This is a genomic window from Lentzea sp. NPDC092896 (genome assembly GCF_044754905.1).
Taxonomy (GTDB): Bacteria; Actinomycetota; Actinomycetes; order Mycobacteriales; family Pseudonocardiaceae; genus Lentzea.
This window is the reverse complement of the sequence record NZ_JBIVPX010000001.1, coordinates 341,508-361,679: the sequence shown is the minus strand read 5'-3', so window position 1 is coordinate 361,679 and position 20,172 is coordinate 341,508. Positions and strand designations below refer to the sequence as shown.

The window sequence follows — 20,172 nt, the reverse complement described above, 5'->3', positions numbered from 1 at the left end:
GGACTGCCCTGTGTGCCAGCGACCTGGGTGGACACGTCAGCGTCACATCCAGCGCATCATCAATCGCGGCCAACTGTCCGTGACTCGTGAGCTCGTCGGGCCGCTCCTGAACGACCGTGGCGGCCAGTTGCGTGAGTTCCGTTGTGGACCGGACGCGGGTGGCTTGTGGCATCCGACCAATCTGGACACCCGCCAGTTGCAGGCGGTCGTAGCACCGACAGTCATCGCGCTGCCGCCCGCTCCCGCAGGTCGGCCACCACGAGATCCCGCCGGCCCATGGCATGAGTACCTGGCGCAGGTGTTCGACTTGCTGGCGGATGCCGTTCTCACACCCGCCGCTGGCCTCAGCGGTCAGAGTGACCACACCGCGCGGCCGCTTGCTTTGCCCGGAAGCACCGTGCTGGCTGAGCGGTACGGGGTACCGCGGTCCTGGGTGCGACACGTGCGTGCGGGTCTCGCGAGTGCTGGCCACTTGCGCTGCATCGGTCGCGTGTACGTCACCGTCGCGGTAGAGGTCGACGACAGGCCAGCATCATGACAGCGGCCTTCGAACTCCAGCCATCCCGACGTTGCTCATCGCCCGCGGCCAGTCCGCACGATCACCTCGTGAACGTGCAGAGGTTGGTGGCGGCTGCCGTTGTCGCACAGGACGAAGGGCTGATGCTGCCGTCGCTGGACCGCCTTCGCGCCCGCTTCGGCCTCAGCCCCGCGACGGTATGGCCCCTGCGATCACAGCTCGCTGAGAAGGGCTATCTGCGATGCCTGAACCATGACCAGTTCGACACCGTGCATCCCAGACGCCACAGCGAATCCACAGGAGTGGCTCATGGCCGCGACTGATCGTCTGCTCACACTTCCTCGCCGCCCCGCCCAGGAACCTTTCGCCGGAACGTCGACCTCGGCTCGTCTGGAACGCGAGCGGAGGTACCGGCTCGCTGCCTGGGATGAGCTCGTGCGAGCGGTCCGCGATCAAGGCCCGCGCGTGCGACTACCTAACCCTCGAGTGATCGCCGCTCACTTCGGCGCGCTCACGGTCACACAGGCCCTGTTCTGGTCAGCAGTGCTGTGTGAGAGGTACGGCGCTGTCCTGACGAACAACGACTCGAGCTGCCGACCGTGATCGCCACACCACCCGGACACGGCCCTGCTTCCTTCTACGAGCGGGCAGTGAACGCGGCTGAAGCCTGCAAGCGGCAAACCTCGACTGCCGCCCAGGAAATCGACGTAGTTCCTACCCTGCAACGCATTGGAGAACACGATGGCGGAGCTATCCCCCACCGCCAGCTGGGTACGCAGCACGCTGGCAGGGATGCCGGGCACCCCCGACGTCGTCCCCTTCGCCCTCATCGCAGCAGTCGTCGCTGACGCCGCGAACCCGCAGGACGTCATGGGTGAGCTCCTCGAGGCTGGTATGGCCGTCCGCGTGGACATGGCCCCCGACTGCTACCAATTCGAGCGCTTCGCGCCGGCGCTCGGCCTGGACGACGATCTCACGGGCTATGCCACCGTCCTGTGGTGGTACGCGATCGCCGCGGCGAAGGCCGACCGGACTCTGTACCCAGACGGTGACCGGCACGGCGTCGTGTACGAGAAGGTGACGGAACTCTTCAACACACCCGCAGCCGCGGCGGCGTGGTTCCACGAAAACATGTCGTGCCTCTCGCAGATGCTGACCGGAGGCATGAAGTACGGCATCAGCAACGCGACGTGCGAACTGGCCGAGCCCTTCGAGGCGTTGGCCAGCTATATCGGCGATCACCGCTTCGCACACCTTGCCTTGGTCATCGCGGACATGGCGCTGAAAACCGTCGAAGACAGGCATGATCACCGACGGGCCAGAGTCACCGCGCGCCTCGCGTACTCCCTATCGAGTATGAAAAACCATGAGGAAGCCGTCCCAACTGCCCATCGCGCGGTCGAGCTGGCCACGAACCTCGGCGCCACTCAGACGATGGCCTTCGCGCACGCGGTCCGAGGACGTGCCCACCAACTCAACACCAACCTGGCGGCCGCGCTGGTGGACTACACCACCGCGCTCACCATCCTGGGGCAGGGCAACGACTCCGCAAATCCGCGGCGGCACCTGCGGATCGCGCCCGACTTGGTCGTCGTGGTCGGCACGGCAAATGCGCTCACGCACTTGCTCACCACCGAGCAGTTGATGGTCGAGATCGGTGACGCTCTCTGGCTCAATATCGGCGGCAAGGTCAACGATCCCGGCTTCACCGTGTTGCTGAACCTGCACATCGCGTCGGTTCAGGCTGCGGTAGGCGACACGGCCACCGCCATCACGCATCTTCACACTGCAAAGCGGTCGCTGAAGGGGACTGGCAACGCGACCTCACGGGCGCTCGTTCTGACCTGCCTTGCCCGAACCCTGCTCGACGATGGGCAGCATGCCAAGGCGTTCGCCACGATCAGGGCCGCGGTCGACCTGCTCAAATCCGCCGGAGGCACCCTTCACTTCGCCGAGGCAGCGGCCATCGCGGGCGCAGCCGCCGAACCCACCGACCCAGCTCAAGCTCGCGGGCACTACATCCTCGCGATCTCGACTTTCGGCCTCCATGGCCAGCGCACTCGCGCTGCTCAGGTTCAACATCAGCTTGACCAACTCGATCGCGCACAAGATCGGTAGGCGTGCGTGGACTCGGTTTGCGAGCGCACGGATCGCGGCGCGCACGAACGTGAAGCCGGTGCCGTTCTCGGCACTCCCCCTTTTTTCGACAAGGCCGCCCGCGATTCCGAGCGACCTGCCACTGATGCCCGTCGGGAGGTGTTGCTCATGCCCGGCGATCGCGAGTTCTAGCGCACACCGAACTGCTCTCGCACGGGGAGCAGGGCTCCACGAATCCCCCATGTGCACGCGATGACGTGCCCTCATTGGAGGGCGCACCTCGTCCGCAAAGGAGTCACCATGGCCACGAAACTGCACGTGTGGCAGGAGTTGCTCGCTCCATCCAGTCCGTTGGTGAACCAGTCCCAAGAACTGCGTTCGGCGCTGATCGTCGGAAGCTTCATGGGCGCTAACGTCTGCATCTACCAGGCGGGGCGTGACGATCAGCTGTCCGCAGACGCCCAGCGGGTGTTGCGAGGACTCGCCGTCTACTTCGAGCACATGTGGTTCTCGGCGCGCCAGGACTACCGCAGAGCGGAGACGTGCCTTGAGTTGGCGTGCAGAGTTAGTGAGGGCGACACACAAGAGGTCAGGCGTCTGGCAAACGTCGTGACTGCTATCGCCGTTGGCACCCTCACCCCGCAGAACTTCAGGGAGGCGACGAACTTCATCCACAGCGTCCTCGATCCGGACCGAGCACGGGCCATCATGCAGACATTCCATGTTCGTCGGCCGAAGCTGCAAAGGTTGGCTACGAGTGCCATACATTTTGTCCTGCAGGGGATTCGCGCGCGGTCCTGCAGCTGGAGAGCAGCGTCTTCGCCGCCACGCCGGCGAAGGTAGGGATCGGTCAACCTGGGCACACGCAAGCCGTCGCCGCAGGAAAACCGGCGGGCGCATGACCCCGACTCGCGAACGAGTTCGCCCTTTCACTCGCCAGGGGCGAATCAACACACAAGAACCCCGCTGTACGCCCATCACGACCGAGGACGGCACGGCACCGATGTGCGGCTCGAGGTGAACATCGGCGGTCTCCACACAGACCAGATGCGGCATTCGAACCGGCTTGCCGTCAGCGGTATCGTTGTGACCCATCACGATCGCAGGGAGAGGGGGATAGAACGATGCAGCACCAGCACACTGCAGCGAACCCGTGGGCTGCGGCGGCCGACGTCCGCGAGTACCTCGCGCAAGGCGGCACGCTCCCGGCTGTCCACAGCCCTGTGCCGCTCGACGCCGGCGAGCACGCCGTCGCGGTCCTCAACCACCACACCGGCTCGGCGTTCCACTACGAGCGATACCTCTGGGCCGAGGTGACCGTGCCGGCCCCGGGCCCCACCGTCATCGTTGGACCTCCCGCGTTCGTGGCCGGCGCCGTCGCGATGAGCGCCCTGCGGCGCGCGAGAGTGCAGCACCAAGCGCAAATGGCTGCGGCATGGCAGTGGCGGCCGTCCCCGGTCATGGGAGTCACGCTGACCACGAAGCGGTTGTGGGTGCATCCGTACGGAACCGAGCGGCGGCACTTTACGTTCGACTCCGTCACCGGGCTGTGGGTGCACCACAACACGATGACGCTTGAATTCCCCCAGACAGCGGCAATGCGGCTGACCGGAGCGGCGGTGCCATGGCTGGCCACGGTGATCGAGCACTACCGCCGAGGCGCAGGCTTCGGTCCCGCGCACTTCGGCTGGTCCAACGCGGCAGCCGGCTGATCGGCCTGGTCTCGCCGCTCGAACCTGCGGCCAAGGCGGAGTAGAAGGACGCCGGGGCGAGGGGTGTTCTCGACGTCGCGCCTGACGCACCTCGTCCGTGCGGCTCGCGACTCCGCGCGCCGAAGCGCGCGGGTGACTGCCGAGAGCCCTCGCCCCAGCCTTCTTCCCCGCAACCCGCACGTGAATCCGCGCTCGTCACGAGAGCACCAGATGCTACTCGTCGGGATTCAGACGGCCTGCACCACGTCCGTTGCGTATGGCCTCCGTTGTGCCCGCTGCAGGCACGCCTGCCACCAGACCGACGGTCAGTTCGGCCGGGCCAGCGAGTCTGCGTTCGCTTTGACGGATTCCTAATCCCGCGCTGTGCGTCGACCTCGGTAAACGCCCATCTGTTTCTGATGAATCCCACAATGCTCAAATTGTGGCTATATTGAATGCGTGCCAAATCGGAGGTGACGCTCCCATTTGGCGACTTCTTCCCCACATTTTGACGCAGGGATTCTCATGCTCACAATCGCCGACCATTTCGCGGGGGCGGGCGGCAGTTCTCAGGGATTCGAATCGATCGACTGGGTCAGTCTCGCCCTGGCGATCAATCACTGGGATGTTGCTGTTCGCAGTCACGCGCTGAACTTCCCGAATGCCGACCACGCGATCACTAACCTATCCGTGGTGCCGCCGCGTTACTTTAAGCGCACCGACCTGGCCTGGTTCTCCCCTGAGTGCACGAACCACAGTGTCGCCAAGGGTAAGAAGCGCAATTCGAAAGCTGACCCGACGGCCGTGCGCTCGCGGGCCACGATGTGGGATGTCGTGCGGTTCACTGAAGCGCATTTGTATGAGGCCATCATCGTGGAAAACGTCGTCGACATCATGTTCTGGGACGAAATCGACGACTGGCTGCGGAGCATGCGCAATCTCGGCTACACGTACCAGATCGTTTACGCGAACTCCATGCATTTCCCGTCCGCCAACACCGCAGCCGCTCCGCAGTCGCGCGATCGCGGCTACGTCATCTTCACGAAGGTGGGCAACAAGGCACCCGACCTCCAGTTGCGTCCACCGGCCTACTGCCCGTCGTGCGACAAAGTGGTCGCGGCGATGCAGGTGTTCAAGAAGCGCACCAGCAAGTGGCCCTGCGCCCAGTGGGGCAAGTATGGCCTGCGCAACCAGTACGTCTACCGCTGCCCCAACTCGACCTGCCGCAACGCCGTCGTCGAGCCCTTCACGGTCGCGGCGGAGACGATCATCGACTGGGACACGCCGGGCGAGCGCATCGGCGACCGAGCCAACGAGCTCAAGCCCGCCACGCTCGCACGTATCCAGATCGGCCTCGACCGGTTCGCCAACCCGTTCGTGCCCTTCATCGCCGAGCTGCGCGGTGGCGGCTCCCGTAAGAAGGTCCGCCCGATCACCGACCCGTTCGCGACCATGTGCGCCTCGGGCAGGCACCACATGCTGGTGCGCAACAACGGCACGCGCGGCGCCAAGGACGGCAACATGTGCAGCCCGGTCACCGAGCCCGCGCGCACCATCACCACCCGCGGCCACCAGTCTTTGGTCGGCTGGGAGGGCCCGGCACCGGCCATCGAGGACTGCACCTACCGGATGCTCACCGTGGACGAGATCCGCGCGGCGATGGCCTTCCGTGCGGGCTATCTCCTGGAAGGGACCCAGACCGACAAGATCAAGCAGTTGGGCAACGCGGTCACTCCGCTCTCAGCGGAGTTCTTCGTAGGTCGAGTCGCGGAATCCCTCGGATACCCGCCGGTGGAATACCCCGACGACTACGGCCTCGCGGCCTGACCCGGTTGGGCTCCGGAGATAGATTCTCCGGAGCCCCACCCTGTTCTGTCGCCGAACGGCGCGCATTCGCCGAATCCTAAAGACGGCGAAATTGGATAGAGTAGTTCGTGTCGGACGGGCAATGTTCCGCCATCGACACATCTAATACTCTCTAATCTTCGTGGAGATTTCCATGAGCGAGGAAACTCGTCGCGCCGTTCGCCCTGCAAAACTGCTGACGCAAAACAGTCAGTTGAGAGCCCTTGGAATCTACAACTGGACCCTTCCAGCATGGGCCGACCGATTCGAGGACGACGGCTCCAGCTTCAATACATGCCCCTCGGCTGGCGTCTGCGCAAAACTCTGCTATGCACGGACTAATGCTTACCGTTACCCGGTTGTTCGTCGTAGGCACCAGCAAAACCTCCGCTACGTGCTCGACGACCTGCCCGGCTGGGAGAAGGCAATGACGGCCGAACTCAGCCACAAGAAGTTCCGCGGTAAGTGGATCCGCATTCACGATGCTGGCGACTTCTTCTCCGACGACTACCTCTCAGCTTGGCTTCGCATCATGACCGCATGCCCCGACTCTATTTTCTACGCCTACACCAAGGAGGTTCCGAGATTTCGGCAGCTCGTAGAGCCCGAATACCCGTGGAACTTCAAATGGGTGTACTCGCTCGGCGGCAAGTACGACTCGATGCTCGACCCCGCCTACGACCGCGTCGCCGACGTGTTCCCAAGCGAAGAGGCCATCGCAGAACTGGGCTGGTTCTCCCAGCTCGCCGACGACCGGCTCGCCGTCATCGGCCCAGCCCCGGTCGGCATGGCCAGCAACCGCATCCCGCATCTCCAGAAACTCCAGGGACCTTTCCGGTTCGGCGAACTCCAGAAAGCCCAGGACGAGCGCGCACAGGAACGCCGGAAGCGGCGCACGACAACACCGCCGCCCGACGCCGCGCCCGACTGAGCCGCGCGGCACTGGTACGGCCGCCTGACACCAGAAGTCCAGCGTCAGGCGGCTCTTCCGCCGACCAACAACCTCCCCCGCGCCGGACTGGCCGCCCACGACCAGCGCTGGGAGATCGCACGCCGCCTGCTCACCGACACCGACCTCGCGCTCGTCGACCGCGTCGCCGGACTGCTGCTCGTGCTCTATGCCCAGCCGCTGAGCAGGATCGCCATGCTCACCACCGCACACCTCCTGCGCACCGACACCGGCCACATCCAGCTCCAGCTCGGTGCGCTGGACCTGGTCGCGCCGCTCGATCAGCTCCTGCTCGACCTCGTCGGCAACCGCAAGGGACACGCCGTCATCGGCCACACCGACGACCACCCCTGGCCCTTCCCAGGCGGCTCCCCCGGACGCCATCTCGGCTCCGCCCGGCTCGCCCACAGGCTCAAGAAACTCGGCATCCAGCCCCGCGCTGGCCGCAACAGCGCGCTCATGGAGCCCGCCGCCGAAACGCCAGCCAAGGTCCTGAGCGACCTGCTCGGCATCAGCATCAGCTCCGCCGTTCACTGGACCGAGGAAACAGGCAACGCCCGGCCTGGTTATGCAGCCGAACTTGCACGTCGCCGGCGCTGAGGACTCCTGCCCCCCACCTCACCGCCGAGAAGCCTCATCAGTCATGACGGCGCGAGCCCTTCTTGCGTTTGTCCTTCTTGGGCGAGGTCGTGCCATCGGACGGGGGAGGGAGTTCCTTCTGATTCCGCTGTTCGACCAGCTTCTGCGGCTGGGAGTTCTCAACGTCGCGGGCGCGCGGGTCCTGCCGCTTGGACACGTCGCCGGTCGAGGGCCCCCGAAACAAGCGGTTGAAGGCGTCGATCTGGTCGGCAGTGAGCGTCATCACTCCCAGCAACAACACAGCACCGGTGAGGACCAGCAAGAACCACCACGGCGAACCCACGACCAGAGCGGTGATGAGCGTTCCAACACCGGCACCCTGACTAACAAGTCGCATCTCACGCTGCTTCCTAGGAACTCGCAGGAAGCAGCCTCGACCGCCTTATGCCACGACGAGGAGTCTTCCGCGAGTGGCTTCAACCGTCTGGGTTAGGGCCACTCGCGAAAAGTCAGGACCACGCGGAACACGCGCAGACGACACCACAACCTCACCAGGAGGCCGGTCAGTAGCCGTCGCTACTGCATGGCGAGCGAGCTGATGCCGTTGCACAGCCAGCTGCCGCGCCACGTCAGCACGCCTACCAAGCCTGACCAACCGCTCCAGGAACTGCAACAAGGCCGATAGAGGGTCGACCATGACAGCCCAAGTCCTCGGCGCGCTGAGCGGGCCGACGAGCGACATGACAGCCCAAGGACTCGTCGCACTGCGCGGGGCGAGAAGTGCGCGGGCCAGGGAATCGTGGTCCCCAATGATCATGTCGGCGGACGCCGACAACTCGCGCCACGAAGCCTGGGCGAACTCCGCGACCTGCTTGCGGCTAAAACCGGTCGCTGCTGCCGTCTCGTTGAGCAACACGACAGCGCCCGACGTCTTCAGCAACGCGCGGTAGTAATCCCTCGCGCGCTGGTTCTCTGGAGACGCGAGGAGATCGAAGGCGCTGGAGCCTGCGAGGGCGCGATGCGACTCATCCGCACTCGCCTCCGCAGTCGTCGCCATAGCACCCATTATGCCCACAACGTCTCGTTGCAACTCCGCAACATCCAATATCCGGGGTTACCAATAGCGCGGGCGTTCACACTCGCCGCCGAGAACGACATCCGCGGCCTGGTCGCCTTCTCCGACCCGATGGAGCGTTGGCCCGTGAGCGCGGACGGCCGGCCCGAGCGGTTCATGCCTGGGCACTACGGCTACGTCTACCGGGCCCTGAACTTCGCCTACCTCGGCACGACCACCCCGCGGCAGATCATCGTCCTGCCCGACGGTGAGCAGGTGCTGGAACGGTCCCTGAGCAAGCTCACCGGCGGAGAACGGGCTGCCGACAGCGTCATCGCCCGCCTGATGGCGAAAGGAGCCCGCCATCTGAGAACAGTGGTGACCGCGCGCTGTGGCTGGAGGCCGCACTGCGAGCCTGCGGAGCCCGAAGGCTGCGGCACTCTGGCAAGCACAAGTACGCGATCCGGATCGGGCGCACCCGAGCCGAGCGCACCGACACCGTGCTCGCCCGCCAGGCGGTACGGGCGTTCCCAAGCGGCATGCCCAGCTCGACATCTTCGCGCCGCTCGAGGAGCCGTCGTGAGCACGTCAAGGCGGTGCGTGGTGCTCACGCTCGGCACTCACGCCCCGCTGCGGATGAGGGTCTTGAACGAGTTGGCGAACCTGCGCCAGGAGTATGGCGGTCTCACAACCAGGCCCTTGATGCTCCCACGCGTCAACGAGATGCAGCAGATCAGCTGCCACTTCCGCCGACCACGGACGCCATCCCGCTGCTTCGACTTCACCGCGCGCCTGGGCTGCGTAGTCGGTGGGCACCAGACTCAGGATCTCGCGTGCGATGCCCAGAATGCGTTCATCGATGCCATCAGCTGGAGCACCCGCGTCGAGCTGGCTGAGTTCGATGCCGATCTCGTCTGCGGCGATCTCGGCCAGGCCGGCAGGAAGCACAGTCGAAGCGAGCGTGGCAGCGCGCCGCAATACGGCGGCGGGATGGCCGTTCACCGTCCGGGCCCTGTCTGCACAGAGCCCGCCTGTCCGTAGAGCGACGGCGGGTGACCTGCGAGCTGGCGCATGATCGCCTCTGCGATCTCGTCGTGCGCACTTTGGAGACCAAGTCCGTCCAGAGTGGACTCGACGTCGGTGAACTCAGGGTCGTGCTCATCACGCCATAGGGTTGCCCAGGCTCGTTCACCGTCTGCTGGTGCTACCACGAACAGGTGGTCGTCGTACCCAGCGATAGCGATCGCGGCCTCTTCTTCGTCCGACGCGCCGGTCAGACGAGCCTTGAGACCGTTGAGAGCCAACAGGGCGATGACGGGATCGGCGAGAATTCGGGCGTCCGCGACCGGGTGAAAGAATCTCTCGTACAACACGCCGAGCTCCACAGGGGCCGCGCCATCCACCTCGTCCGGGTCGTACTGCACGGTGATGCTCAGCAGTCTCACGGAGTCCTGGGTCTCCTCGGTCAGCCATGAACGCATCTCCTCAACGGCTGCGAGCGCGGTGGTGCCGCCGAACGCGCGGCGGGTCACGTGCACGTCCGTGCCGTAGCGACTGCGCGCGGAGGGCTGGACGGGGATCGCCTGAGGCGACAGGTAGCTGACGTGGACCGTGACGTCGTCGATCGGCACGCGCAGGTTGTGCGCGACGTGCGTGCGTGCAGCGTCGGCTACCGACGCGGTCGTGGACTCCTCGACGGTGCCCGGGAAGCCCTCAACCCGGATGGACCACCCATCCTCACCGTAGGACTTACGGGCGAACGCCGTGAAGCGGTAGCGCGGCATCGAACATCCCTCTCACCTTCATGTGGGTCTCAGCAGGTACACCCGCCGAGCCGCCACGCGCGCGCCCCGCCAGCCTCCGGGCACAACGCATCCAATCGCTCAACCTTGTTGCCGTCGCGCGCCTGGAGATTGAGCCTCAGGCACGAGATCAGGCATGCGTGGTGGCAGGTGTGGGAATGAGCGCTCACCCCGCCACCTCAGCTGTCCCTGAGGCCGACTGCTGTGGTTGCAGTCCTGAGCGTTAGACCAGACACCGGTTCACGGTCGCTGCTGGTGCTAGCCGGCGTCGACTGAACCATCCCGCTCGGCGCCGCCGAACTCCGCGGGTGGGTCCGCTGCGGGCGGCTCGTCCTGCGTGCTCTTCGATGCCGTGCGTTGTCTGGAGGCTGGGCGTGAACTCGGCTGGTCGAGGTTCAGGCCACGGAGTTCCTTCGAGGTCCACCCCGCCGAGCGGGCCGTCTGGAGGGCCACGCGCGCTTGCTCGACCCGATTGGCCTTTTCGGCTTTGGCGCTATCGAGGATGCGCTGTGCTTGTTCTTGCGCGTCCGAGAGCACTCGCTTCAGTTCTTCTGGCGCGGCCCTACGCGAGGCGACCGCGAGATCGGCGAGCGCCTTGAATTTTGGTTCGTGTAGCTCTCGGGCGGCCTTCTCCGCCGCTGCTCGAATCTGCTTCTCCCCCATGTACGGAGCCTAGCTACGTCGGACGCGATTGGATCCTGTGGGAGGGCCGAAATCCCAACGCGCGGCACCCATCGAACTGACTGTTTCTGTCGCTCTCGTCGAGATCTGCCACCTCTGCCGGTGCCGCTCGATCACGGGCCGTGACCAGGCGTGCGGGTCTCGTGGCAGCTTCGATGCAGTCGGCGATCGGGCCGCCGCGCCTGTGTGGACGGATACCGGGACCGTCTGCGCTGCTGATCGCTGATGAGCCACCTGGTGCGGCGCGGATCATTTGACGACTGGTGTTCTACGGCCCCGTGAACGAGAAGAGCAAGCGGCAGTCGAATGCAGAGGATCTGGCCCCTCGCTCCATTTTCTGCCGGTCCCCACGGCTAGCCAAATTGCGCTAGATTTGCCTTGTCGGAATTCAGGGTGACGCCCAATTCCCGACCTTCTTCCCCGCAACTCACAAGCCAAGGAATAGACCCATGCTTTCGCGTACCCTCCATCAGTCCACCGAAGTTCAGGTGCTCCCGACGTCTCTTCACAGGTGGGACGTCAACCAGGAACATGACCCTGCTATCTGGCCATACGACCTCGCGTGGCACGGGCTCGCTCTGAAGCCCGACGCATCGGCGTGCCGACTCGTCGCGGCTCGTCTCACCGGATTCTCGCTGCAGCGCCGCAGGCCCGCCGCGCCGCTCCCGGAAACGGTGACCGTCACGATGACCGAACCGACCGTGCGAACCGCTTCGGCAGCGGCCTGGGCGCTCGCACCGGGCGTGGCCCTGGTTCTCGAACTGCCCAGCGCGTCCGAACTCGCGTTCAGGATCCGGCTGGACGCTGACAACGGATGGTTCACCCTGTACCCGCGCATCGCCGAACGCTGGGCGTCCGCGCTGCTGACCATCGCCGCTCTGCTCGACGACGCGCACGCCTACGTCGCGACGGTGCTGAACCAGCGGTGGGCAGGCCACACCGTGGAGGCACGCCTCAACCTGTTTCTCGACGCGGCCGAGCCCGACCTCACTGCCGAACAGTGCGCGTTCGCCGACAAGGTCCGCAAGGTCCTCGCCGACGAGCAGGACGCCGCACAGACCGACCTGATCAACGCCGCGTTCGACGTCGCCAACCCGGATCTGCCCTTCGCGCTGAACGACCTCGTGCACGGCGACACCCTCGATCACTGCGACGCCGCCGAGGTCATCCGGCGCCTTGCATACAAGTACCGCATCCCGATCTTCGCGCTGTCCGCAGCACACACGGAAATCCGCGCCGCCCTTAAGCGCGATGGCATGGGTGACGACCGACTGACCGAGGCGCAGTGGCGGCGGTTGACGAACACCGAACATGTGCGCGAGCTCCCCGACCGGATCGCGCACGACGTCAGCTGTGGTCTCCTCCTGACCAACGTCGAAACCGCGCTGCTTCAGGCTGGGGTCGTGTGCCGGGGTCCGGCCGACGACCCGTGCCACTGCCCTGAACGCCTGGAGAACGGCGTGGACGTGACGTGGGGACGATGCGCCGAACACCGCCCCGCAACCCTGGCGAGCGCAATCGCCGCGCCGTGCCCGACCGGCTGGCGGGGCTTTGAGGAACACAACGACGACGGCACGGGCGTGTGCAAGGTCTGCTCGATGCCGCTGACCGAGCACGATCTCGCGGGCGTTGCCGACCCCGACGGGCACGTGCCCGACACGGTCTAGTCGACCACTGCTGGTCGTGTCCCGCACCCCGCCGGGCACGACCAGCCCACAACACCCGCTCATCGCCTATCTGGGCGGACATCGGAAACACCGGCAGAAACAGTCGCCGCACCACGTGCGCGCTGACGTCCCGTCGGCCGGACCGCACCTGTGCCAAGGAAACGATCACCGTGCTAATCCTCAACGGCGGAGCCCTGCCCACCCTGCAACGCTGGCGCTCGGAGAACCCCAAGGCCCAGCAGCACCTCGGGCGGCTTGCCCGCCCCCGGCATTGCTCGGACCTGCTGGAAACGCTGGACGCCGGAATCCCGGTCGGAGTCGACAACGAGGCCTTCAGCAAGTGGAACCAGCCGCTGTTCATCAAGATGCTCGGACGCCTTGAAACCGCGCTGTACGGCCGCCCGGCCCGCATGAGCGAACGATTCGCGCCACTCGCCGCCGGTATGGGGCTTGATATGACTCAAGTAGGTCTTCCTGCCGAACCGACGCTGCCATCGTGGCACGAAAACCTGCTATTCGTCACCGTCCCCGACGTACCTTTCGACGCGGCAGCCACTGCCGAGCTCTGGCAGCAGTGGACGCCGCTGATGTCGCACCTGCCTCTGGCGTTGTGCGTGCAGGACGGCGCGGGCGACATCGGCATTCCGTGGAACACCCCCAACCTCCGCTGCCTGTTCATGGCCGGATCGACCAGCTACAAACTCTCCGACGAGATGGCCGCTATCTGCCGCGAAGGCAAGGCCCGCGGACTGCACATCCACGCCGGCCGGGTGAACAGCCGCGCACGCATCCGCTACATGCTCAGCCTCGGCATCGTCGACAGCATCGACGGCTCCGGCTTCGACACCTGGCGCGACACCCACCTCGGATGGGGACTCGACGAGGTCTCCCGGCAGGACTACCAACTCACGCTCTCTCCGGGAATCGACCCAACCGCGAAAACACGATTCCCCGCAAATGCGCTAATGTTCTCGTAGGCCAAGAAAGCTCGTCTATGACTGGCGTCAAGACGGATCAATTTCTGGCTCCTGCATATATCGCGAGCGCGGCGTGACGGCCGCGTTCGCTACTTCTTCCCACGATTCGCATAAAGGCGGAAACCTCATGCAGCACAGCTCTGCCCAGACCAGCTCACCGACGGCGGAACCGCGCCCTAGCCGCGTCACGCTGACCGGCGCCACGAACGGCGTCGTGCCCGCCCCCTTCACCGCCCCCGAGTGGACGGTCGGCGACGACGTGATCGCAGCCCGGTGGTGCGTCAGCGGCCCCGACAGCCACGGCAAACTGGGCGCCACGACCCTCGTCACGACCCCGCTCCGCTCATTCCTCACGTCTCAGGACATGGCGGACGTGATCTCCTGCGCCACCCCGGAGTACCGCGAGGAGCCCACGGCGTTGCAGATCAAGTCCCGGCACCTCCCGGCTGTCCTGCCCGCTACTCTCCAAGAGTTCGCCGATACGGCCCTAGGAAACCTGCGTCACGCCGTGATCAGCGGCGATGCGGACGTCCTGGCGTTCTTTCCGCACGGCTCGTTCCTGTCCACCCCTACCACTGCTGTCGCCGCCTACTACATCTGTGACGCACTGGAAGCGATGGCACGGCGCCTGCGGGATGCCGCCCACACCGCGACCAGTCCGCTGAAGGAAGCCGTGCACCACGCTGCTCTGCTGCTGCACGCGCAGGCCGCACACGTCCACGTCGTGCAAGCACTGGGTGAGGTCCAGCACGAGATCGACGCGCGATTGATCTCCGTCGCCAGCAACCTGTACGACTGGGCCGGGCCTGCTGACGATCAGGAGACCGCCGCCGCCGTCGACGCCGTGGTGTCGATGATGCTCCGCCCGGCCGAGCCGTTGAGGCTTCCCGTCGAGGCCGCGGTCACCGCCGCGCGCGCCTTCGTGGACGCGATCGGATGCGCTGGTACGCACGAGATCGCTACGGACACAGCGGGAAGCAGCCCCGAGGACCAGGCACGGCTGCTCCGCGTCCTCGACGAGGTGCGCGACTGCCTCACGGAGTCGATCCAGGATCTTGCGGACGCCGGTGTCGGGTACGTCGGCTCCAGCGTGCTGGCTGATGCGGCCGCGAAGTTGAGCTCAGCGGGCGAGGACCTCCAGTCGCTGATCGTCGGGCTCGACACCGACGAACTCGACACCGAGGTTCGTCGCGCGGCCGAGTAGCCGAGGCGAACGGTCCTGGGTGGCGGGGCAGCGCATCGCACTGCCCCGCCACTCCGATCGCTGATCTTCACTCGGGCAACCGGCCCACTCCTTTTCTCTGCCACGAACAGCACGTTCCCGTCCACGCAAGGAGATCCAGTGAGCAACACCGCCGAAGGCTTCTACGTGCCCGGCCCTGCGGGTGGCCTGATCCACACCACTGACCCCGAGGTCGCCCAGGTCGCCATCGAGGAGCAGGGCGACGACTGGGACGACTACGACCCCAGGACCCACGACACGAGGACCTGTTGGCGTGACGCCGGAAGGTGCCCCGGATGCCGTGACGAGATCTGACATAGGGGAGAGAACAGCCGTGACTAGTAAGGGCCCCCAGACGCTCGCGGAACAGGACGGCGTGCGCGCGCTCGTCGCACCGTACGTGCACGGTGCTGGCAAGCGGCAGATGTGCCTGTTCGACCTCATCGCACCGGCTCCGCCCGCCGGGTTCGCGCCAGAACCAGAACTCGCGAGCTATGACTGGATCCTGTTCAACTCCTCCGGCGGCAAGGATTCCCAGGTCGCGCTATCGCACGGTGTCGCACTCGCCGACGCGGCCGGCGTCGACCGGTCGCGCATCGTGGTCGTCTATGCCGATCTCGGCCGCGTCGTGTGGCCGCAGACTCGTGAGATCGCCGAAGCTCAGGCCGGAATGCTCGGCGTGCGGTTCGAGGTGGTGAGTCGGGAAAAGGGCGACCTTCTCGACTACGTGATCGACAAGAATCGCCGCCGCGTAGCCGATGGCAAGACCGGCACACAAACCTTGTCCTGGCCATCGGCATCGGCTCGCTGGTGTACAAGCGATTTGAAGACCGGTCCTGTCGCGAAGCTGATGACGCGGTTGGTCGCCGAAACCCGCCTCCAACGTCCGTCGCATCGTGTTCGCGTGCTGAACTGCCTCGGCATCAGGGCCGAGGAATCGCCCCACCGCGCGAGGAAGACGGCGTTCGGTCCCGATCCTGCGACGTGGTCCTCCGCGCGAGAAGGTTCCGGCTCTCCAAGGCCACACAGCAAGCGCGAGGTCGATCGGTGGCTGCCCATCTTCACCTGGACACGCGCACAGGTGTGGAAGGAGATCCGCCGTTCTGGCTTGCCCTGGCACTGGGCTTACCAGTTCGTCGACCGGCTCTCCTGCATCGAGTGCGTGATGTCGCCATTTCGGCAGCTGGTCATCGGCGCCTACTTCAACCCAGAACTTGCCCTCGCCTACCAGTCCGCCGAAGCCGCGACGGGGCACAGCTTCAAGCCGGACCTCACGATGACCGAAGTCATCGACGCGGCAAGAACAATGCCGCCACCTCGACCGCGGGACCCGTTCCAACTCGCACAGGCCTAGCTGGCCTCGCCCGAGACGCGAAGCCGACCCCGGTGTTCACCTCCCCCACCCCCGCCGTGGCCTCACACCAGTTGGGATCCAGCTCACTGGCGTGACACCGCCTGATCCGCGCCCCCCCGCCACGCGGCGGGGGGCGCACTCCGCTCGCAGGCCCCGTTTCAGCCGCCATCCACCGAAGATCGTGCCGGTCCGTAGCCGGCGCGGCGGGCACCAACGGCGGCGACACCCGCAGCGCTTTGACGCCGCGATCAGCTCGCGCAGACCGCCCACGAGATACCCCCATGGGGTATAGTTGATCTTGTTGGGCCGGTGAGTACACCCGGTATCTCCAGCGAATTCGTCGATCAGCAGCAACCTCAGCGCGTCAGCGCCCAGGTTGCCCACGTATCGAACCGTCCACTCGAAATTGGGACTGAGAACGCATGAACCACGAGCAGAACACCGCCGGGCGCACCCGCATCCACGACGGACACACCGATCGAAGCGCAGTTCGCGGCAACACGGAGGCGGCAGACCGATGAGCAACGACGGCTTCTGGGAAGTGATCGGCGACCAACTCCACGAACTGGAGTCCGCGAGTAGCGCCGCTGACGTGGTGGGGATTCTCTCGCACGAACGAAACCCCTACGGGTCGGGCACGACTGGCGGGGACGGGTTCTTCGCCGGTAGCGGTGGAGACGACACCGTGCAGGACGCGTTGCGCACGGCCGGGTGGGAGTACGAGTGGTACGACGCTCGCTACCACTTCTGCATGCGAGCGCCAGACGGTTCCCTCATCACATACGTCGAAGGTGACATCTACCTCGGCAACAGCCGAGCGCCGAAGAACGGATGACCCGTCCCGGCACGGCCATGCGGCAGCAAGGTGTGGCCGTGCCGGGATGTGGACGCTGAAAGTCGGCGTGGCCCAAGCGCGGGTGCGCACGCTCCGGGCCACAGCTCTTCCCCGCACTCGACCTGGGACATGTCCCCATGCCCGGTCACACGGGTTACCTACAGCCCCAGCCAGACCGGAGAACGCGGGTGACGCCACGTTCTCCCCTCTTCCCCACAACGACCCGCTCTCAGAAAGGCCGTACATGCTTCCCCAGAGCACTGCTGACGCAGGGACACGACACGCGCTCGACCTTGCCGCAAAGCACGGGTTTCAGGTCACCCGGCTCACGATCGACGGCAACACCCACCAGCCCGGCTCACCCGGTTTCGATCCGCGCCTCGTGCTCCACACCGAGACTCGAAGCGAGGACCAGTGGGGAGTGCGGGACGCAGTGCACGGTGGATCGTTCTTCAACGTCACGACCGGGCAGTGGGACCCCGAACGGGTAGCCCGATGCAGCGAGACGCCCGAAGAACACCAGGCGTACTTCGCGACGCTCGCGGAAACGCTGCAACGGGCACAAGCCGCACTCTGCCAACGCCTCGAAAGCGTCCGCGGACATTCATCGTGCCCAAGGTGCGAGGCGACGACCACGGCCACAACTGGGACCGGGCCGGCGGCCCCTGCCGAAGCCGCGATCACCGCTGCCCGAACGTTTGTCGACGCCATGGAGCGCGCCGGGCTGCACGAGGTGGCCGCCGACGCTGCGGTGAGCAGCGTGGACGTGCAGGTGGGGCTGATCCAGGCTCTCGACGGTGTACGGGACTGCATCGGGGAGACGTTCACCGAGCTCGCGGGAGCCCTCGACCGCGACATCGACGCCGACGCGCTGAACGACGCCGCCGCGCACCTGAGCACGGCGGGTGAGGACGTTCTCGGCTTGCTCGACGTGCTCGACCCCGAACGGGACGCGGCCCACCGCCACTGACCAGCAGCGGTTCCCAACGCGGCGGGGCATGTCACTCCTGCGCTCCGCCGCGCCCTTCACCGCGTCGTTCAGCGGCCCGCCACGCGTACTGACCGCACCGATTCCCACCACCGAGGTGAAGCAGCGATGACGGACACCCTGGATTTCCTGCGCCAACGACTCGACTTCCTCGAAGCCGCCCACAGCCACAACCGCGACGACTGCCCCTGTGACGGGGACTGCGACCCCGCCACGTGCGAGTGCGGCGACGGCCATGACTGCGACGAGATGCAGACCTACGAGGGCGACCAGGACAGGCACCTGACCGAGACCTTCGCAGCACTGGACGAGTTCGTCCGCAACGTGCGGACGTTGCTCGCCGACCACAACCAGACGCCGGACACCCGCGACCATGGCGCGAGCTAGCGCCCGAACTACCAGCTCGCACGAGAACTGAGGAACGAGGGGATCACCATGAAGACACACCGCATGTCACCGCGGATCCAGCCGGCGCGAGCACTCACGCGAGACGACATCGAGGCCCTCCGCAGTGCGGGACGGATGGAAGTCCGCTTCGAGGCTAAGACCGGAATAGCCGCGGTTCGGGTAGAGAGTGCCAGCGTTGACCGCCGCGCCCAGTACTACCCGGACAAGGGCAGCGAATCCGGCCTGCGCGGCAGGACGATCCGGACCGATATCGAGATCTTCGGCAACGAGCCTGGCGGCCACAGGCAGCTCTGGGGCATTTCCGACGCGATCACCACTGTCTGTGAAGCGCACCTCACTCCGACGGGCGGACTGGTGAGCACTGCAATCGCATTGCTGGAGGAGGGCGACACCCTCACGCAGGTTTGGTTCGCCGACTGCGCTGGGCCAGGACTGCTTCACGAGGCGAACCTGACCCTCGACGAACTCGCGCTCCGGATCAACCGGCCAGGACACCGAGCACTGGTGTTCAGCCTTGCCAGCTATGCGACTGCTCCGGCCGACCCCGAACGCCTGATCCGCAAGCATCGGGACACCCTTCGATGACGAGTTCCGTCGTGCAGCCTGCATGACCCAGATATCCGAGCGCCTCAGCGTCGGTAGCCGCTGTACTCCGCAACCACCGCACCGGGCTGCGGAGCACAGCGGGTCTCAGAAATACCCCGAACCCACTCTTGTCACAAGGCGATACCCCTGCGCAAGTCAGCGACAGGAGTGCGATCCGCCGACCGAATGCGAGCGCCGAAGTTGCTGTGCCGCGGACGTAGATTCCCAAGCCCGCGGCGCGGCCTCGCGCCGCTCCCCTCGTCCTGGAAAGGACTCATCATGCGGACAAATGACACCGTCCAATTCGCTCGGCTGATCGCCGAGCTCGCGGCCACTGGCCGGTTCGACAACGACGCGGTTGCGTCGGTCTCGACTGCGGCGAGGATGCGGCCAAGCGACGTCATCGAGTTGAAAGACCACGCGGTCCGTCTGTGGGAGGAGGTTCAACAGCACGCTAATCCGGCGGCCTGGGTCGAGGAGACTCTGGGCTCAGAGACGCCGAGTGCACCCGCCGATACGCAGGCCGACGCTGTTCACCAGCTCGCATACGGCTACGCGTTGGGAGTGCTGCACGCTCAGCCACAAGGTGTGTCATACGGCGTGCGAACCGAGCAGGAAGCGTCTGAATTCGCGCGGGCCTACCGCGCGCAGTTCGAGATCGACGCGTTCACTCGCGAAGTCGGGTCCGCGTTCGGCGAGTGGCGGACCACTGGCTCGGTGATCACGTAACCAAGCCCGACCATGTCGAGCCGCTCGTTGACGAACCGGGCTCGGTGAGACCAGACCCGCCAACGGAGCAAGTCACCGTCCGGCCGGCGAATCGCACCCCGGCTCGCACGGTCGGACGTACCGCGATCGCAGGGATAATGGCGCCGCTACGACCTTCGACACGCGAACCGTAGGCGCGCTGACTGCGCTCCG

22 protein-coding genes are annotated in these 20,172 nt (G+C 65.8%); 19 read left to right on the top strand and 3 right to left on the bottom strand.

Annotation, left to right across the window (positions count from 1 at the left end; all coding sequences use genetic code 11):
• Positions 1–606 precede the first annotated feature (606 nt).
• The 7 genes from ACIQF0_RS01995 (at position 607) to ACIQF0_RS01965 (ending at position 7,699) form a co-directional block, all read left to right on the top strand.
• Complete coding sequence (locus ACIQF0_RS01995; RefSeq protein ID WP_401023513.1) at positions 607–840, top strand: hypothetical protein; 234 nt, start codon at positions 607–609, stop codon at positions 838–840.
• Positions 841–1,246: 406 nt separating this feature from the next.
• Entirely contained in the window at positions 1,247–2,635 is a 1,389-nt protein-coding gene (locus ACIQF0_RS01990) for a hypothetical protein (protein ID WP_401023511.1), read from the top strand.
• 279 nt (positions 2,636–2,914) lie between these two features.
• On the top strand, positions 2,915–3,457 hold the full coding sequence (locus ACIQF0_RS01985; protein ID WP_401023510.1) for a hypothetical protein: 543 nt from the start codon (positions 2,915–2,917) through the stop codon (positions 3,455–3,457).
• Positions 3,458–3,738: 281 nt separating this feature from the next.
• On the top strand, positions 3,739–4,326 hold the full coding sequence (locus ACIQF0_RS01980; protein ID WP_401023508.1) for a hypothetical protein: 588 nt from the start codon (positions 3,739–3,741) through the stop codon (positions 4,324–4,326).
• 504 nt (positions 4,327–4,830) lie between these two features.
• Positions 4,831–6,132 (top strand): DNA cytosine methyltransferase, encoded by a 1,302-nt coding sequence (locus tag ACIQF0_RS01975; RefSeq protein ID WP_401023507.1) that lies wholly within the window; start codon positions 4,831–4,833, stop codon positions 6,130–6,132.
• A 172-nt stretch (positions 6,133–6,304) separates the two neighbouring features.
• Positions 6,305–7,081 carry a hypothetical protein gene (locus ACIQF0_RS01970; protein ID WP_401023505.1) on the top strand — a complete coding sequence of 259 codons (777 nt, stop codon included), beginning with the start codon at positions 6,305–6,307 and terminating at the stop codon, positions 7,079–7,081.
• Positions 7,082–7,294: 213 nt separating this feature from the next.
• Positions 7,295–7,699 carry a hypothetical protein gene (locus ACIQF0_RS01965; RefSeq protein ID WP_401023503.1) on the top strand — a complete coding sequence of 135 codons (405 nt, stop codon included), beginning with the start codon at positions 7,295–7,297 and terminating at the stop codon, positions 7,697–7,699.
• A 37-nt stretch (positions 7,700–7,736) separates the two neighbouring features.
• On the opposite strand, the gene ACIQF0_RS01960 is transcribed toward ACIQF0_RS01965, so the two are convergent.
• Entirely contained in the window at positions 7,737–8,000 is a 264-nt protein-coding gene (locus ACIQF0_RS01960) for a hypothetical protein (protein ID WP_401023501.1), read from the bottom strand.
• Positions 8,001–8,373: 373 nt separating this feature from the next.
• Between ACIQF0_RS01960 and ACIQF0_RS01955 the strand changes: the two genes are divergently transcribed.
• Together ACIQF0_RS01955 and ACIQF0_RS01950 are read left to right on the top strand one after the other, a co-directional pair.
• Positions 8,374–8,628 (top strand): hypothetical protein, encoded by a 255-nt coding sequence (locus ACIQF0_RS01955; RefSeq protein ID WP_401023500.1) that lies wholly within the window; start codon positions 8,374–8,376, stop codon positions 8,626–8,628.
• Positions 8,629–8,696: 68 nt separating this feature from the next.
• Positions 8,697–9,773: a hypothetical protein gene (locus ACIQF0_RS01950; RefSeq protein WP_401023499.1), complete on the top strand. Its 1,077-nt coding sequence runs from the start codon at positions 8,697–8,699 to the stop codon at positions 9,771–9,773.
• Here ACIQF0_RS01950 and ACIQF0_RS01945 read toward each other — a convergent pair.
• Both ACIQF0_RS01945 and ACIQF0_RS01940 read right to left on the bottom strand, forming a co-directional pair.
• Positions 9,731–10,516 carry a hypothetical protein gene (locus tag ACIQF0_RS01945; protein ID WP_401023497.1) on the bottom strand — a complete coding sequence of 262 codons (786 nt, stop codon included), beginning with the start codon at positions 10,514–10,516 and terminating at the stop codon, positions 9,731–9,733. The two genes, ACIQF0_RS01950 and ACIQF0_RS01945, sit on opposite strands and share 43 nt — an antisense overlap.
• Positions 10,517–10,792: 276 nt before the next feature.
• Complete coding sequence (locus ACIQF0_RS01940; RefSeq protein ID WP_401023494.1) at positions 10,793–11,197, bottom strand: hypothetical protein; 405 nt, start codon at positions 11,195–11,197, stop codon at positions 10,793–10,795.
• Between the two features lie 704 nt (positions 11,198–11,901).
• Here ACIQF0_RS01940 and ACIQF0_RS01935 point away from each other — a divergent pair.
• From ACIQF0_RS01935 to ACIQF0_RS01890, 10 genes are all read left to right on the top strand, one after another.
• Positions 11,902–12,882 (top strand): hypothetical protein, encoded by a 981-nt coding sequence (locus ACIQF0_RS01935; protein ID WP_401023492.1) that lies wholly within the window; start codon positions 11,902–11,904, stop codon positions 12,880–12,882.
• Between the two features lie 170 nt (positions 12,883–13,052).
• On the top strand, positions 13,053–13,859 hold the full coding sequence (locus tag ACIQF0_RS01930; protein WP_401023490.1) for a hypothetical protein: 807 nt from the start codon (positions 13,053–13,055) through the stop codon (positions 13,857–13,859).
• A gap of 127 nt (positions 13,860–13,986) precedes the next feature.
• Positions 13,987–15,063, top strand: a complete 1,077-nt coding sequence (locus ACIQF0_RS01925; protein WP_401023488.1) for a hypothetical protein — start codon at positions 13,987–13,989, stop codon at positions 15,061–15,063.
• A 138-nt stretch (positions 15,064–15,201) separates the two neighbouring features.
• Positions 15,202–15,396: a hypothetical protein gene (locus ACIQF0_RS01920; RefSeq protein WP_401023487.1), complete on the top strand. Its 195-nt coding sequence runs from the start codon at positions 15,202–15,204 to the stop codon at positions 15,394–15,396.
• Positions 15,397–15,415: 19 nt separating this feature from the next.
• Entirely contained in the window at positions 15,416–16,435 is a 1,020-nt protein-coding gene (locus tag ACIQF0_RS01915) for a phosphoadenosine phosphosulfate reductase family protein (protein ID WP_401023485.1), read from the top strand.
• Between the two features lie 517 nt (positions 16,436–16,952).
• Positions 16,953–17,270, top strand: coding sequence for a hypothetical protein (locus tag ACIQF0_RS01910; RefSeq protein ID WP_401023484.1), 318 nt, complete (start codon positions 16,953–16,955; stop codon positions 17,268–17,270).
• A 709-nt stretch (positions 17,271–17,979) separates the two neighbouring features.
• Positions 17,980–18,240 (top strand): hypothetical protein, encoded by a 261-nt coding sequence (locus ACIQF0_RS01905; protein ID WP_401023482.1) that lies wholly within the window; start codon positions 17,980–17,982, stop codon positions 18,238–18,240.
• 126 nt (positions 18,241–18,366) lie between these two features.
• A complete protein-coding gene (locus ACIQF0_RS01900; protein WP_401023481.1) occupies positions 18,367–18,645 on the top strand; it encodes a hypothetical protein in 279 nt (92 codons plus the stop codon).
• Between the two features lie 48 nt (positions 18,646–18,693).
• Positions 18,694–19,251 (top strand): hypothetical protein, encoded by a 558-nt coding sequence (locus tag ACIQF0_RS01895; RefSeq protein ID WP_401023480.1) that lies wholly within the window; start codon positions 18,694–18,696, stop codon positions 19,249–19,251.
• 279 nt (positions 19,252–19,530) lie between these two features.
• Positions 19,531–19,980, top strand: coding sequence for a hypothetical protein (locus ACIQF0_RS01890; protein WP_401023478.1), 450 nt, complete (start codon positions 19,531–19,533; stop codon positions 19,978–19,980).
• The last annotated feature ends 192 nt before the right edge of the window (positions 19,981–20,172 follow it).

Coding starts and splice junctions, on each gene's coding strand:
- ACIQF0_RS01985 (WP_401023510.1), top strand. CDS start 2,915: ATGGCCACGAAACTGCACGTGTGGCAGGAGTTGCTCGCTCCATCCAGT.
- ACIQF0_RS01980 (WP_401023508.1), top strand. CDS start 3,739: ATGCAGCACCAGCACACTGCAGCGAACCCGTGGGCTGCGGCGGCCGAC.
- ACIQF0_RS01975 (WP_401023507.1), top strand. CDS start 4,831: ATGCTCACAATCGCCGACCATTTCGCGGGGGCGGGCGGCAGTTCTCAG.
- ACIQF0_RS01970 (WP_401023505.1), top strand. CDS start 6,305: ATGAGCGAGGAAACTCGTCGCGCCGTTCGCCCTGCAAAACTGCTGACG.
- ACIQF0_RS01965 (WP_401023503.1), top strand. CDS start 7,295: ATGCTCACCACCGCACACCTCCTGCGCACCGACACCGGCCACATCCAG.
- ACIQF0_RS01955 (WP_401023500.1), top strand. CDS start 8,374: ATGACAGCCCAAGTCCTCGGCGCGCTGAGCGGGCCGACGAGCGACATG.
- ACIQF0_RS01950 (WP_401023499.1), top strand. CDS start 8,697: ATGCGACTCATCCGCACTCGCCTCCGCAGTCGTCGCCATAGCACCCAT.
- ACIQF0_RS01945 (WP_401023497.1), bottom strand. CDS start 10,516: ATGCCGCGCTACCGCTTCACGGCGTTCGCCCGTAAGTCCTACGGTGAG.
- ACIQF0_RS01940 (WP_401023494.1), bottom strand. CDS start 11,197: ATGGGGGAGAAGCAGATTCGAGCAGCGGCGGAGAAGGCCGCCCGAGAG.
- ACIQF0_RS01935 (WP_401023492.1), top strand. CDS start 11,902: ATGACCGAACCGACCGTGCGAACCGCTTCGGCAGCGGCCTGGGCGCTC.
- ACIQF0_RS01925 (WP_401023488.1), top strand. CDS start 13,987: ATGCAGCACAGCTCTGCCCAGACCAGCTCACCGACGGCGGAACCGCGC.
- ACIQF0_RS01910 (WP_401023484.1), top strand. CDS start 16,953: ATGAGCAACGACGGCTTCTGGGAAGTGATCGGCGACCAACTCCACGAA.
- ACIQF0_RS01905 (WP_401023482.1), top strand. CDS start 17,980: ATGGAGCGCGCCGGGCTGCACGAGGTGGCCGCCGACGCTGCGGTGAGC.
- ACIQF0_RS01900 (WP_401023481.1), top strand. CDS start 18,367: ATGACGGACACCCTGGATTTCCTGCGCCAACGACTCGACTTCCTCGAA.
- ACIQF0_RS01895 (WP_401023480.1), top strand. CDS start 18,694: ATGAAGACACACCGCATGTCACCGCGGATCCAGCCGGCGCGAGCACTC.
- ACIQF0_RS01890 (WP_401023478.1), top strand. CDS start 19,531: ATGCGGACAAATGACACCGTCCAATTCGCTCGGCTGATCGCCGAGCTC.